We start from the raw sequence: 14,045 nt of genomic DNA on the forward strand, positions 1-14,045 counted from the left end.
GCCGACTTCCCGAGACGCCGCCGTACCCCCGAGAGGGCGCCGAACCCCCGCGACGCCGCCGAAGTCGACGGCGTCGCGCGACTCCTGCGCCGCCGGAAGGAGACGGGGGCGTCTCGACGGCGGTACGGACCCGTCGGCGGGGACCCGCGCCTCCCGTCAGGACGCGGAGATGGTGACCCCGTGCCAGCCGCTCGCACCGTTCGGTGCCGGCGGACGCTGCACGCTCGTCTGCACCTCGCCCTCGGCGCTGACCGCGCGGACCTGCACCTCATGCTGCCCGGCGACCGCCGTCCACCGGTAGACCCACTGCCGCCAGGTGTCGGACGAGACGGAGTCGGCGAGCTCGGCGTCCTGCCACCCGGCGGACCCGACCTTCACCTGCACGGCCTTCACGCCGATGTGCGGCTGCCAGGCGACGCCGGCGATCGGGACCCGGTCACCGACCTTCACGGAGGTGCCGTCGGCGGGTGTGTCGATCCGCGACTCGAGCTTCACCGGCCCGCGCTCGGACCACCCGCGGGGCGTCCAGTAGCCCTGCGCCTTCGCGAACCGCGTCACCTCGAGCTCGGTCACCCACTTGGTCGCCGAGACGTACCCGAACAGTCCCGGGACGACGAGTCGCGCCGGGAACCCGTGCTCGGCGGGCAGCGGCGATCCGTTCATGCCGACGGCGACGAGCGCCTGCGTCCCGGCGTCCTGCAGCACGTCGAGCGGCGTGCCGGCGGTGAACCCGTCGATGCTCCGCGAGAGGACCATGTCGGCTCCCGGCTTCGGCCGGGCACGGGCGAGAAGCGACCGGATCGGGTAGCCGAGCCAGAGCGCGTTGCCGATCAGGTCGCCGCCGACCTCGTTCGAGACGCAACTCAGCGTGGCCATGTGCTCTTCGAGGGGGAGGGCGAGCAACTCTGCCCAGGTGATCTCGACCGCTTCCTCGACCTCGCCGTGGATCTTCAGCGACCAGTCGGCGGGGTCGATCGACGGCACGCGGAGGGCGGTGTCGATCCGGTAGAAGTCGGCGTTCGGCGTGACGTAGGGCGTGATGCCCGTCACGTCGAGGCTCGCGCCGCTCGGCACCGGTGGCGCCGTGGTCGCCGGGGTCGGCAACCGCACGGCTCGGCGGACCGCGGCTGCGGCCTGCAGGGACGCCGACCCCAGCCGGGAGGCGCTCCCCACCACCGCCGTGACCGCTGCGGTGGTCACCGCCCAGCCGATGAACGAGCGACGCTGGACCCCGCCGGCGCGGTCGGCACCGGCGGTCGGGACGGCGCGGGCGTCCTCCCACCGGCGGAGGCGCTGCAGCAGGAGTCGGAGGGCGATGATCGACGCGGCCACCCCGAGGACGGTGGGTGCGCCGTCGAAGGTGCCGCTGCCGGAACGGGTGGTGACGGCGAGCAGGGCGAGCACTCCGCCGGCGGCGAAGACCAGGGCGCCGTACGGCGGTCGGCGACGCTCGAGGACCCCGGCGCCGGCGGTGACGACGACCAGGATGACCGTCATCAATGCGAACAGTGCCACCTTGTCGCCGGTGCCGAACAGCGACACCATGAGGTCCTTCGCGGCCCGGGGCGCGAGGTCGATGACCGCCGAACCGACGGCGACGAGCGGACTGCCGGCACCGCCGAGCAGCAGCGCGCCGAGCTCCGCGACGGCCAGGAATGCGAGCATGGCGATCACCCCGACGAGCGCGGCGGCCCAGCGACGGTGCGGGAGGAGGCGCGGGTCAGGCTCGGTCACCCTCGGATGCTAGGTCAGCGCCGCTGGGAACGGGCGATCCGGGTGCGGACACCGGTTGGGGGAGCGTTCACCCATGGACGTGCCGACGGAGTCCGTCGCCGTGGCAGGATCGTCACCGTGCCGAGGCGACCGATCCGTGTTCCGGGTCCTGGTCGTGCCCGCGGCGACCGGGAGCGCTGGTCGCCGTACCGTCGGCTCCTGGCCTTGCGGTGGGCGATCGTCGGACTCTGGGCAGCCCTGGTGACCGCGCGCATCATCGTCGTGAACGCCGATCCGGACGCGGACCTGACGGCGTTCGGCATCGCCGAGGTCGCCGCCGTCGCGATCGGGGTGACGGTCATCGTCATCGCCGTCCTCCGCGCGCGGGCCATCGCCCGGCGACGAGCGGACGACCTGCTCGCAGTGGCCGTCCGGCGCGTGGACCCGACCGTCTGGCTGGTGCCGGCCTCCGCCACACCGGAGCTGCGCGGCGCGCTGGAAGCTGCACGCCCCGAGGTCACGCTCGCGCAGCACGTGACCTGGGCGTTCGGGGCGACCGAGGCGTCCCTGTGGGAACTCGACGGACGCCGCGCCACCCGGTTGCTCGTCATCCGGTGGAGCCGCGTCGTGCACGTCGGGGTCGAGGACGTCCTGGTCCCCGGTGCCGGGCGACGCACCGCGCCGGCGATCGTCCTGCACTACGTCCGACCGGACGACACCACGGCGGTCGCGACGTTCTTCGTCCGTGCGGCCCCGGGGTCCGACCGTCTGGTCGGCCGCGGCGACCGCCTGGACGAGTTGCTCGCCCGGCTGGCCCGCGAGCGCATCGTCGCCTGAGTCGCACATGGCGCGGCGAACACGGCGAACACGGCTCGCTGGACACCGCCGGCCGACCACGGCTCGGCCAGGAGCGGGCCGGGTCCGCGCTGCCCCGGACGCACCGAGGGCCCCGTCGACGACGAGGCCCTCGGGCTGCAGCGGGTGCGATCAGTGCGTCGAAGGCTCCTGCTCGACCTCGGGGCGGCCGTCCTCGGACCACAGCGTGTGGAACGTGCCGTCCTTGTCCGTGCGCTGGTAGGTGTGCGCTCCGAAGAAGTCACGCTGCCCCTGGATCAGGGCGGCGGGCAGGCGCTCCGACGCCAACGAGTCGAAGTACGACAGCGCCGACGAGAACCCGGGTGCCGGGATCCCGGATGCAGCCGCGATGCCGACGATGCGACGCCAGGCGGCTTCGCCCTCGGCGACGGCGTTCGCGAAGTACGGGTCGACGAGCAGGGACGCGAGCTCCGGGTCCTTGTCGTACGCCTCGACGATGCGGTTGAGGAACTGGGCGCGGATGATGCAGCCGCCGCGCCAGATCTTCGCCATGTCCCCGAGCGCGATGTCCCAGTCGTACTCCTTCGCCCCGGCGATGATGAGGTCGAACCCCTGCGCGTAGGCCACCACCTTCGAGGCGTAGAGCGCGGCGCGGACGTCATCGGCGAAGGTGTCGGGCACCTCGGCGATCGACGGGCGCTCCCGCACCGACTCCTGCACCGCAGCGCGCTGCGTCGCGCGTGAGGACACCGCGCGGGCGAACACGGCTTCGCCGATGCCGGACACCGGGATGCCGAGGCCGACCGCGTTCTGCACGGTCCACACACCCGTGCCCTTCGAACCGGCGGCATCACGGATGACGTCCACCAGCGGCTTGCCGGTGTCGGCGTCCTGCTGCTTGAGGACCTCTCCGGTGATCTCGATCAGGTAGGACTCGAGGTCGCCCTTGTTCCACTCGTCGAACACCTGCACGAGCTGGTCGACGCTGTAGCCACCGACGCGGCGGAGCAGGTCGTACGACTCGGCGATGAGCTGCATGTCGGCGTACTCGATGCCGTTGTGGACCATCTTCACGAAGTGGCCCGCGCCGTCGGTGCCGACGTGCGTGACGCAGGGTTCACCCTCAGCCACGGCGGCGATCGACTTGAGGATCGGCCCGAGGGTCTCCCACGCCTCGTCCGAGCCGCCGGGCATGATCGACGGCCCGTGCAGCGCGCCTTCTTCACCGCCGGAGATGCCGGTGCCGACGAAGTTGAGGCCCTTCTCCTTCAGGTCGTGCTCGCGGCGGATGGTGTCGTGGAAGTTGGCGTTGCCGCCGTCGACGATGATGTCGCCCTCCTCGAACCGGTCGGCGAGTTGCGAGATCACCGCGTCAGTGCCCTTGCCGGCCTGGACCATGATGATCGCGGTGCGCGGCTTCGACAGTGACGCCACGAACCCGTCGATGTCCTCGGACGCGATGAAGCCCATGTCGTCGTGCTCGTTCATGAGCTCTTCGGTGCGGGCGTAGGTGCGGTTGTAGACCGCGACGGTGTTGCCTTCGCGCGACGCGAGGTTCCGCGCCAGGTTCGAGCCCATCACCGCGAGGCCGATGACCCCGATGTTCGCCTTGTCGTTGTTCTCTGCCACGTCGACTCCTTCGTGTCTGGACGGCCATGGCCAACCTATGCAGGGCCACGTGTGCTCACCCAGGTCTTCCGCATGCTGTGGATCACGAGACCCCCTGTTCGTAGTGTGGAGGAATGGCCGATGCGACCGTCCTCCAGCCCGTGCTCGTGATGGGGGTCTCCGGATCCGGCAAGTCGACGGTGGGTGAGGCGCTGACTCGTGCACTCGTCAATCGGGGGCAGGCGGCGGAGTTCGTCGACGCGGACGGGCTGCACCCGCAGGCGAACAAGGACAAGATGCACGCCGGCATCCCCCTCACCGACGAGGACCGACGCCCCTGGCTCGACGCCTGCTCCGCACGCATCGCCGACGTGCAGCAGTCGGGCTCCCGGTGCGTCATGGCGAACTCGGCGTTGAAGCGCGCTTACCGCGACCGCCTGCGCGAGGACGCCCCGGACCTGTTCATCGCGTTCCTCGACGGCTCGCGTGAGCTCATCGCCGAGCGGCAGAGCCACCGGCACCACGAGTACATGCCGAACTCGTTGCTCGACTCGCAGTTCGCCACGCTCGAGCGTCCCGGTCCGGACGAGGCCTCGGCCGCGGTCCCGATCAGCGGATCGGTGGACGAGACGGTGGCGGCGATCCTCGCCGTCCTGCCCTGAGCATCCCGCGCAGGACGGCCTGAACGGGTGTCGGGCCTACTTCCTGTTGAGTTCCGATCGACGGGCGCGGTACTCCTCGGCGTCGATCTCGCCGCGGGCGAAGCGGTCGGCGAGCACCGATCGTGCGTCGGCGATCGCCCGTCCGGCACCACGGCGCAGGACTCCGAAGACGAGAGCCCCGATGACGAGCAGGAGCAGGATCACCGGGAACACGGGGAATCCGTGGGACGGCATCCCGCCGTGCCAGTACGGAGCGGTGGCAGCGAGTGTGGTGAGCATGGGGACCTCCGAGGTCGGTTGTGGTGCCGCGGTCGCGACATGACAAGGCTGTCGGCCGGGGGGCGCCACCCGCGTCCGCCAGGAGAGCCCACTCCGACCTGCTCCCGCCGGCCCACCCGCGCCCGTTCCTCCACAGGTGAGTACTCCGTCGGGCGTAGTCCACAGGCCCTCCCGGTGCGCGATGTCCTGAGCGAGGGCCGACCGTAGGCTCGCTGCATGACCACCGACACGCGCTCCGACACCCGCCCGGTGGGTGGACACCGGTTCGCCCGCGTGGGACGGGTGTTGCCGGTGGCGCTCGTGCAGATCCTCGGGACCGTCGTCGCCACCCGGTGGGCAGCCGGGGTCGGTCCCGGTCCCGGTGCCGTCGGTGGTGGTGGCCCACCGTGGACACAACGCCTGGGTGACGGCGTCGACCCGGTGTTCCTCGGGCCCCTGGCATGGGTGCTGCTCGTGGGCGGGATCGTCGTCCTGCCCTTCCGGTGGCGGTGGCCGGTCGTGGTCCTGGCCCTGACCCTCGGCACGACGATCGGCTACGCCCTGGTCGTCAGTCCGCGTGGACCGTTCGTCGCGGCGCTGACCATGGCGCTCGCGAACGCCTGGTTCCGCGGCCACCGGGTCCCCACCTACATCGCGGCCGCGGTCGCGACGGTCGTCCTGCCCTCGGCGGACACCCTGACCGGTCGCGCGCCCTTCCCGACCGTCACCACGATGACGCTCTGCCTGGCGTGGCTGACGGTCACCATCGCCGTCACCGAGCTCGTCCGGGTACGCGTGGCTCGCGCCGCCGACGTCCGTCGTGCCCGACTCGCGGTGGAGCAGCAGCGCGCCGGTGCCGAGCGGGTCCGCATCGCCCGGGAACTCCACGACTCGGTCGCCCACAGCATGTCGCTCATCAACCTGCAGGCGGGGGTGGCCCTGCACCTCGGGGCGGAACTGCCCGAGCAGACGCGGGAGTCGTTGCTGAACATCCGCGACTCCAGCAAGCAGGCGCTCGTGGAACTCCGGACGATCCTCGGCGTGCTGCGAGCCGTCGACGCGCCGTCCGGCACCTCCGACCGGGCCCCGGTCGCCGGCCTCGACCGCGTCCCCGACCTGGTGGACCGCGCCCGCGCAGCCGGAGTGGACGTGGAGCTGCACCTCGAGGGCCCGGTGGACGCCGTCGCCGGCGTCGTCTCGCGCAACGCGTTCCGCATCGTGCAGGAGTCGGTCACGAACGTCATGAAGCACGCCGCCGACCACCGCGCCACGGTCGTGGTCGACGTCGGTGCCGAGGTCGTCGACATCACGGTGACCGACGTCCCGTCGTCCGTCTCGACCGTCGCCGGTGCTCCGCGGACCGAGGAGGCGCACCGTGGGCACCGCCCGTCGTCTGCCCTCGCTCGTGCGGCGGGCCCGGACAGCGACGCCGAGCGGGTGGACCGCAGCAGCGGCAGCCGTCAGGGCAACGGCCTCGTCGGGATGCACGAGCGGGCTGCGGCCGTCGGCGGCACCCTCGCCGTCGGACCGACACGTGACGACGGTTGGTCGGTCCGCGCGCGCCTGCCCATCGGCGAACCCGCACGCACCGTGACCGTGCAGAAGGAGAGCGACGGATGACCACGCCCTCGACCACCACCACGCCCGACCCGATCCGGGTGGTGTTGGTGGACGACCAGAGCCTCATCCGGGCCGGGCTCCGCGCACTCGTCTCCGCCGAGCCCGGGATGCAGGTCGTCGGTGAAGCGTCGGACGGTGACGGTGCCGTCACGGTCGCCGCGAGGGAGCTGCCCGACGTCGTGCTCATGGACATCCGCATGCCGGGGACCGACGGCCTCACGGCGACGCGGCGGATCTCCGCGGACCCGGCGCTCGCCGCGGTGCACGTGGTGGTCCTCACGACCTTCGAGGAGGACGACACCGTGTTCGAGGCGATCCGCGGTGGTGCTGCCGGGTTCCTCGTCAAGGACACCGAGCCCGCCGAACTCCTCCGGGCGATCCGCACCGTGGTCGCGGGGGAGTCGTTGCTGTCGCCCGGACCCACCCGTTCCCTGGTCGAGGCGTACGCAGCGCACGCGAAGCCGGTGGCGCTCGCTCCCGAGCTCGACGCCCTGACCGACCGCGAACGCCAGGTCATGCGCCTGGTCGCGAGCGGACTCACGAACGCCGAGATCGCCGAGCGCCTCTTCGTCAGCCCGGCCACGACGAAGACCCACGTCTCCCGCGCGATGATCAAGCTCGGCGCTCGCGACCGCGCCCAACTCGTGGTCTTCGCCTACGAGACCGGCCTCGTCACCCCCGGGTGGACGGGATGACCAGGAACACCGGATCGATACCACTGCTCGACGACGTCCGAGCATCATCAGACACCTGACACCCGCCGTCCGTCACGCCTGAGCCGGGTCGCCGACCGTGGACAGGCGGCCGCCGCCGGTGCCAGGCTCGACACGTGGACGTCGGACGCACCCGCACCGCCGCGGAGGGCCGCCGCGCCCACCTCGAGGAGGAACAACGCCGTGACCGATCCCGCGAACCCGACCCCCGGTGCGACCGATGCCCGACCTGACGGCGGAGGCCCAGCCTCCAGGCCGGACACCTGGGCGAGCACGGACCGCGGCCAGCTGCTCGACCGCGCCGAGGTCATCGTCACCAGCCCGGACCGCAACTTCGTCACCCTCAAGCTCACCACCGCCGACGGCGTCATCGGCCTCGGCGACGCCACCCTGAACGGCCGCGAACTCGCCGTCGCCGCGTACCTGTCCGAGCACGTCGTGCCGCTGCTGATCGGCCGAGACGCCAGCCGCATCGAGGACGCCTGGCAGTTCCTCTACCGCTCGTCGTACTGGCGCCGCGGCCCGGTGACGATGGCCGCGATCGCCGCCGTCGACATGGCGCTCTGGGACATCAAGGCCAAGGTCGCCGGAATGCCGCTCTACCAGCTGCTCGGCGGGGCGTCCCGCACGGGGCTGATGGCGTACGGGCACGCCTCCGGCAAGGAGCTCCCGGAGCTGTTCGACTCGATCCGCGAGCACCAGGCCGAGGGCTACCGGTCGATCCGCGTCCAGACCGGCGTGCCCGGGTTGGAGTCGATCTACGGCATCGCCTCGAACCGGACGACCGAGGGCAACACCGGCGTCCGCTACGACTTCGAGCCGGCACAGCGCGGCTCGTTCCCGGCGATGGAGGACTGGGACACCCGCGCCTACCTCCGGCACCTGCCGACCGTGTTCGAGGCCGTCCGCAACGAGTTCGGCCCGGAACTGCCGCTCCTGCACGACGGGCACCACCGGATGACCCCGATCCAGGCAGCGAAGCTCGGGAAGTCCCTCGAGCCGTACGACCTGTTCTGGCTCGAGGACTGCACACCCGCCGAGAACCAGGAGGCGCTGCGGCTCGTCCGGCAGCACACCACGACGCCGCTCGCGATCGGCGAGGTCTTCAACACCGTCTGGGACTTCAAGGACCTCATCCGCGACCAGCTCATCGACTACGTCCGCGGTGCCGTGACGCACATGGGCGGCATCACGCCGCTGCGGAAGACGATGGACTACGCCGCGATGTACCAGGTGAAGTCCGGGTTCCACGGGCCGACCGACATCTCCCCGGTGGGCATGGCCGCCCAGATGCACCTCGGGCTCGCGATCCACAACTTCGGCATCCAGGAGTACATGCAGCACGGGGACCGCACGAACCGGGTGTTCCGACAGACGTTCACCTTCACGGACGGGTTACTGCACCCGGGTGACGAGCCCGGCATCGGCGTCTCGCTCGACGTCGACGAGGCCGGGAAGTACCCGTACGAGCAGGCCTACCTGCCCTTCAACCGACTGGCCGACGGCACCGTCCACGACTGGTGAGCCGTTCCCGGGCGTCCCACCGTGGGCGACGGGCAGAGTGGTGGCGTGGACTCCGCAGCGCTCGCCGACATCGCCCGCGAGTTGCTGCGCACCGCCCCGGGTGACTTCGTGGCCGACCGGACGACCCGCCAACGAGCTGTCCGCACGGACGACCGGGAGCTGGCGGCCGCGATCGGGAAGCTCAGGAAGCCCACACCGGCCGCGTGGATCGTCGACCTGCTCGCCTCCGAGAACGCGCTCGACGACGCCGTCGACCTCGGCCCTGCCCTCCGACAGGCCCAGGCCTCCGCCGATCCGCAGCAGATCGCGACGCTTCGGAAGCAGCGGTCCGAGGTCGTGGCGGCGCTCGCCGACACCGGAGCCGACCGCGCGGCGGCGGCCGGTCACCCGGCGACGCCCGCGGTGCTCGACCAGGTCCGGGCGACCATCGAGGCGGGCATGGCCGACCCGCACGCCGGCGCGGCCATCCGGTCGGGACTCCTCCTCCGGCCCCTCGAGAGCGTCGGCTTCGAGGACGTCGACCTGACGGATGCGCTCGCCGTCCCGGACGCCGTCCCCGACGCCTGGTCCGGCAGTGATGCCCCACCGATCCCGATCACGGCCGGGAGGCGCGGTGCACGCCGGTCCCGCGAGTCCGGTCCCGCAGAGGACGTCCCGGCGACCCCTGACGAACCGCAGACCGCCGACGAACCGCAGACCCCTGGCGAAGCGGAGAAGCCCGACGAGACGGACGCCCCTGGCGAACCGGACACCTCCGAGGAGCCGGACGCCCCGGACGCCCGGAAGAGCCCGGCCGCCGACGAGGACCAGCGCGACCCCGCAGCCGACCGCCGCGCTGCGCGCCAGGCCGAGGCGGCAGCACGGCGTGCCTCCCGCGACGCCGATGCCGCCCTCGACCAGGCGGAGTCCGCCCTCGAGGACGTGGAGGACCGCCGCACCGACCTCGACCGCCGCCGTCGCGACCTCGAGCGGCAGCTCAGTGCCCTCGACCACGAGCGCGCCGACCTGGACGCAGAGGCCGACCGGCTCGGCCAGGAGCGCGACGACGCCGAGGCCGCGAGCGACAGAGCCCGGGAGGCCCTCGTCGCCGCCCGTCGGCACCGCCGCGCGGGCTCCTGACCGGTCCCTCATCCACTCGGATGAAAGCGGCTGTCTCCGCTCGCTCCGGCCGTGACCCCCGCCCTACGCTCGGCGCCATGCTCCTCTTCCTCCGCCGGTGGGCCCGGCACCTCGTGGCGCCGGTGGCCGGTGCGGTGTACCTCGCACTGTGGATCGTCGCCGAGGCCGGTCGCGCGGACCTGATCGGGCACGTCCTCGTGGTGTCGGCCTTCGCGGTCACCATCGGCCTCGCGAGTTGGATGCCGTCGACGAGCCTCGGTCTGGTCGTCGTCGTCCCCGTCCTGCAGGCGCTCCGGCTGCTCGACCGTCCGACGAGCACGACCTGGCCCGAGTACCTCGCCATCGCGATCGTCGTCGGCATCATCGGTGCCGGTCGGTCCGGACTGCTCCGCTGGCTCGCGATCCCGGCGCTCGGCCTCGCGAGTTCCGCAGCGGCCTGGGCGATGGTCGTCCCCACCGTCGCCGACCAGGACGTCTGGGGCGCGTGGACCGGTTCGCTCTCCGGGACACGGTCCGACCTGGCGTTCCTCGCCCTCGCGATCGCCGGTGCGAGCGGCATCGCGTGGGCCATCGGCGTGGCGGTCGGTGCGACCTGGCGCGTCGGGCTCGCCCGGGTCCGCGTCGTCGAGGCCGAGCAGGAGACCGAGGTCGCCAGCGCCGAGCTCCGCGCCGAGCAGGAGCGTGCCCGCATCGCGCGGGACGTGCACGACTCCTTGGCGCACTCCCTCGCCGTGGTCGTCTCGCAGGCGCAGGGTGCCGCGGCGCTCACGCTCCGGGACGGACCAGCCGCCACGGCGCTGCAGGACATCGCCGAGGTGAGCCGCACCGCCCTCGGGGACGTCCGCGCCCTCGTCGAGCGGATCCAGGGCACGGGCCAGGAGGCCCGACACGGCCTGGCAGACGTCCCGCACCTGGTCGAGGACATGCGGGAGCTCGGCATGCAGGCCGTGTTCGAGCAGTACGGGGACCCACGGCCGATCGGGGCCGAAGCCGGGGGAGCGGTGCACCGGATCGTGCAGGAGAGCCTGACGAACGTGCTGAAGCACCAGGGCCGGACGGCGGCCGTGCGGGTGGTGCTGGACTGGCGCGGGCCGGGGCTCGGGGTCGTCGTGAACTCCACCGGCAGCAGTCCGCTCGTCGCGCTCGACGGCCCGGGGTCCGGGGTGTCGGGGATGCGGGAGCGCGCACGGCTGGTCGACGGTTGGCTGCGCGCCGGGGTCGGGGACGAGGAACACGAGTACGTCGTGACCGCGTGGTTGCCGACGGTCGGCGGATCGACGGTACCGTTCGGGACGGACGCGAGCACGGGCCTCCCGGTGGTCGTCGGAGCCGGAGCGGTCGACGCGACCGGACCCGGCGGGACGAGCGCCACGGGAGCGTCCCGGTGACGGCGATCCGCGTCGCCGTCGTCGACGACCAGCGGCTGTTCGCCTCGGGCATGCGGATGCTCGTCGATGCCCAGGACGACATGACGTGCGTCGGGACGGCAGCCGACGGCGCCGAGGCGCTCGCGCTCTGCGCGACAGAGCGGCCGGACGTGCTGCTCCTCGACCTCCGGATGCCGGTCCTCAACGGCATCGAGACGATGGTGCGCCTCGCCGAGCAGGGTGACGACCGGCCGCGGGTCGTCGCCCTCACGACGATCCGGCGCGACGACGCGGTCCTCGCCGCGCTGCGTGCCGGAGCGGCGGCGTTCCTGACGAAGGACGCGTTACCCGAGGTCGTCACGGCCACGATCCGTGACGTGCACGAGGGACGACCGGCACCCACGGAGACCGAGGCGCTCGACCTCCTCCGCGCCCAGGGCACCCTCGTCGAGTCCGAGCGGCGGGACGAGGTCCTCGACGCGCTCACGGCTCGTGAGCGCGAGGTGTTCCTGCTCGTGGCCAAGGGGCTCAGCAACCAGGAGATCGCCGCGTCCGTGTTCCTCAGCGAGGCCACGGTCAAGACCCACGTCCGGTCGGTGCTCACCAAGCTCGGGCTGCGGAACCGGATCCAGGTCGTCATCACCGCACACGAACGCGGCCTCGTCCGCGCCTAGGGGGAACCATGCGCATCACCGAACGGGCCGCGAAGACCGGCACCCTCGTCCTCGTCGTGGCCGGTCTCGGCGGAGCCGTCCTGCACGGCCTGCCGGAGCCCGTCGACCACGCCGTCCGACCGACGACCACGAAGGACGTCGCCGCATGGACGATGCCCCTCGACGGGTACGTGCTCGCGTGGGGACCAGCCTCGTACGCCGAGGACCTCGTCGAACAGCCGTGCCTCCGAGCTGCCGGGATCGACGATCCGCCCCCGTGGGCGACGATCACGGGCCTCCGCGCCGAGGACGCCGCGCAGGAGACCGCCGCCAGGGGCAACACGTCGCCGTCCCTCGCCGAGACCCGACCGCTGACCGCCGACGAGGCCTCCGCGCGGGGGTACCGCGGTCCGTCCCTCGCCGGCGCGAACAACGAGGGCTTCCGGCGGTGGGGCTCCTCCACGGAGCGCAACGCTGCGTTCGACGCCCTCCCTCCGGGGACCTCCGAACGGTGCATCCGGGAGGCGCGGTCGACGCTCGGCACAGGGGACGACGGGTCGAAGGACGCGGCCGCGCAGGTCGCGAAGCGGCTCACCTACCTGGCAGCAGTGGCGGCGCGGTCGGACCCGTCCGTCGTCGCCGCGGCTGCCGATTGGCGGTCCTGCCTCGCGGACGCCGCCGTCGGTCCGGTGGCCGGGGGTCTGCCGGCCGACCCGTCGGGGTTGCCGACCGCGTCGATGCGCGCCGTCGACCGGGTGACGGACCTGGACGACGAGGACGTTCCACGCGCCGAAGTCCGGCTCGCGGAGCAGGACGTGGCCTGCCAGGAGTCCACCGGCTACCGGCAAGCCCTGTACGACGCGGAGTGGCGGCGGCTGCTCCGGGTGACGGCGTCCGACGCAGCGGTGCTCGCGGCGGGTTCCCGGGACCAGGCGACCGTGGACAGGCGGGTGGAGGAGACGATCCGCCGGCTCGCTCCGAAGGCGCCGGCGGGCGTCCGCTGACCTCCGCTGCTCGCCGCGGGACGCGTCGGGCCGTCGGCAGCTGCACGTGGGGGGAGCTGCCGCCGGCCCGGGCGCTCGGACGGGAGGCACACGGACGACCGCTGTCGGGCCTCCCGTCCGGACGCCCTGGCGCCGCACGGTGCGACACGCCCGGGCTGGTACTGGTAGGCTTGCGCAGGACTTCGGCGAGGGCCGCGTACGCGCGGCCGTGATCGACGCAGTGGGAGACCCGGCCAGACTCTGGGACCGTTCCTCACGCGTGCACGCGTTCGAGTTGCAACACCACAGACCCCCCGATGCCGGCACTCCGGCGTCGTCCCCCGACACCAGGAGGCATCATGGCTGACTACACCAAGCTCGCGGCGGAAGTCCGCACCAAGTTCGGCAAGGGTGCGGCCCGCAAGCTCCGCGCTGCCGACAAGATCCCCGCCGTCGTCTACGGCCACGGTACCGAGCCGCAGCACATCAGCCTGCCGGGCCACGAGACGATGCTGCTCGTCCGTACCGCCAACGCGGTCGTCGACCTCGACATCGAGGGTGCGGCCCAGCTCGCCCTCGTCAAGGACGTCCAGCGTGACCCGGTGCGCCAGATCATCGAGCACATCGACCTCGTCGTCCTGCGCCGTGGCGAGAAGGTCACCGTCGACGTCCCCGTGGTCATCGAGGGCGAGTCCTTCTCGGGCACCATCCACGTGCAGGACCTCAACACCGTCTCGCTGCTCGTCCTCGCGACGGACATCCCCGAGCACGTCACCGTCAACGTCGAGGGCCTCGAGGACGGCGTGCAGATCCACGCCGCCCAGCTCGAACTCCCCGAGGGTGCCGAGCTCGAGACCGACGCCGAGGCGCTGGTCGTCGCGATCGTCACCCCGCGTGGCACCGCAGACGACGACGCCGCAGACGAGGCCTCGGCCGAGGCCGGCGCCGAAGCCGGTGCCGAGGGCGGCTCCGAGCCGGTCTCCGAGTAACACCCCTTCGCAGGCATCTG

13 protein-coding genes are annotated in these 14,045 nt (G+C 72.4%); 10 read left to right on the top strand and 3 right to left on the bottom strand.

What is annotated here, in order from left to right:
- Positions 1-156: 156 nt before the first annotated feature.
- A complete protein-coding gene (locus DEJ25_RS10155) occupies positions 157-1,734 on the bottom strand; it encodes a molybdopterin-dependent oxidoreductase (protein WP_309146512.1) in 1,578 nt (525 codons plus the stop codon).
- Between the two features lie 117 nt (positions 1,735-1,851).
- Here DEJ25_RS10155 and DEJ25_RS10160 point away from each other — a divergent pair, with 117 nt between their 5' ends.
- Positions 1,852-2,550, top strand: a complete 699-nt coding sequence (locus tag DEJ25_RS10160) for a hypothetical protein (protein ID WP_111079250.1) — start codon at positions 1,852-1,854, stop codon at positions 2,548-2,550.
- Between the two features lie 150 nt (positions 2,551-2,700).
- Here the strand turns inward: DEJ25_RS10160 and gndA are convergent, their stop codons facing one another.
- Positions 2,701-4,158 carry an NADP-dependent phosphogluconate dehydrogenase gene (gene gndA / locus DEJ25_RS10165; RefSeq protein WP_111044614.1) on the bottom strand — a complete coding sequence of 486 codons (1,458 nt, stop codon included), beginning with the start codon at positions 4,156-4,158 and terminating at the stop codon, positions 2,701-2,703.
- Positions 4,159-4,271: 113 nt separating this feature from the next.
- On the opposite strand from gndA, the gene DEJ25_RS10170 reads away from it, so the two are divergent.
- Positions 4,272-4,799, top strand: coding sequence for a gluconokinase (locus DEJ25_RS10170; protein ID WP_111044615.1), 528 nt, complete (start codon positions 4,272-4,274; stop codon positions 4,797-4,799).
- A 36-nt stretch (positions 4,800-4,835) separates the two neighbouring features.
- On the opposite strand, the gene DEJ25_RS10175 is transcribed toward DEJ25_RS10170, so the two are convergent.
- Positions 4,836-5,078: an SHOCT domain-containing protein gene (locus DEJ25_RS10175; protein WP_258366138.1), complete on the bottom strand. Its 243-nt coding sequence runs from the start codon at positions 5,076-5,078 to the stop codon at positions 4,836-4,838.
- 216 nt (positions 5,079-5,294) lie between these two features.
- On the opposite strand from DEJ25_RS10175, the gene DEJ25_RS10180 reads away from it, so the two are divergent.
- From DEJ25_RS10180 to DEJ25_RS10215, 8 genes are all read left to right on the top strand, one after another.
- On the top strand, positions 5,295-6,677 hold the full coding sequence (locus DEJ25_RS10180; RefSeq protein WP_110903363.1) for a sensor histidine kinase: 1,383 nt from the start codon (positions 5,295-5,297) through the stop codon (positions 6,675-6,677).
- Positions 6,674-7,372 carry a response regulator transcription factor gene (locus DEJ25_RS10185; protein ID WP_110903362.1) on the top strand — a complete coding sequence of 233 codons (699 nt, stop codon included), beginning with the start codon at positions 6,674-6,676 and terminating at the stop codon, positions 7,370-7,372. Before DEJ25_RS10180 ends, DEJ25_RS10185 begins: the two co-directional genes overlap by 4 nt.
- Before the next feature lie 306 nt (positions 7,373-7,678).
- Entirely contained in the window at positions 7,679-8,914 is a 1,236-nt protein-coding gene (gene manD, locus DEJ25_RS10190) for a D-mannonate dehydratase ManD (protein ID WP_111044690.1), read from the top strand.
- 45 nt (positions 8,915-8,959) lie between these two features.
- Positions 8,960-10,033 (top strand): hypothetical protein, encoded by a 1,074-nt coding sequence (locus DEJ25_RS10195; protein WP_146240661.1) that lies wholly within the window; start codon positions 8,960-8,962, stop codon positions 10,031-10,033.
- A 77-nt stretch (positions 10,034-10,110) separates the two neighbouring features.
- Complete coding sequence (locus tag DEJ25_RS10200; RefSeq protein WP_181427408.1) at positions 10,111-11,421, top strand: sensor histidine kinase; 1,311 nt, start codon at positions 10,111-10,113, stop codon at positions 11,419-11,421.
- A complete protein-coding gene (locus tag DEJ25_RS10205; protein ID WP_110903359.1) occupies positions 11,418-12,074 on the top strand; it encodes a response regulator transcription factor in 657 nt (218 codons plus the stop codon). The genes DEJ25_RS10200 and DEJ25_RS10205 overlap by 4 nt, the downstream gene beginning before the upstream one ends.
- Positions 12,075-12,082: 8 nt before the next feature.
- Complete coding sequence (locus DEJ25_RS10210; protein WP_111044618.1) at positions 12,083-13,057, top strand: hypothetical protein; 975 nt, start codon at positions 12,083-12,085, stop codon at positions 13,055-13,057.
- Positions 13,058-13,395: 338 nt separating this feature from the next.
- Positions 13,396-14,025, top strand: coding sequence for a 50S ribosomal protein L25/general stress protein Ctc (locus tag DEJ25_RS10215; RefSeq protein WP_110903357.1), 630 nt, complete (start codon positions 13,396-13,398; stop codon positions 14,023-14,025).
- Positions 14,026-14,045: the final 20 nt, after the last annotated feature.

This window comes from Curtobacterium sp. MCPF17_011 (assembly GCF_003234145.1).
GTDB lineage: Bacteria > Actinomycetota > Actinomycetes > Actinomycetales > Microbacteriaceae > Curtobacterium.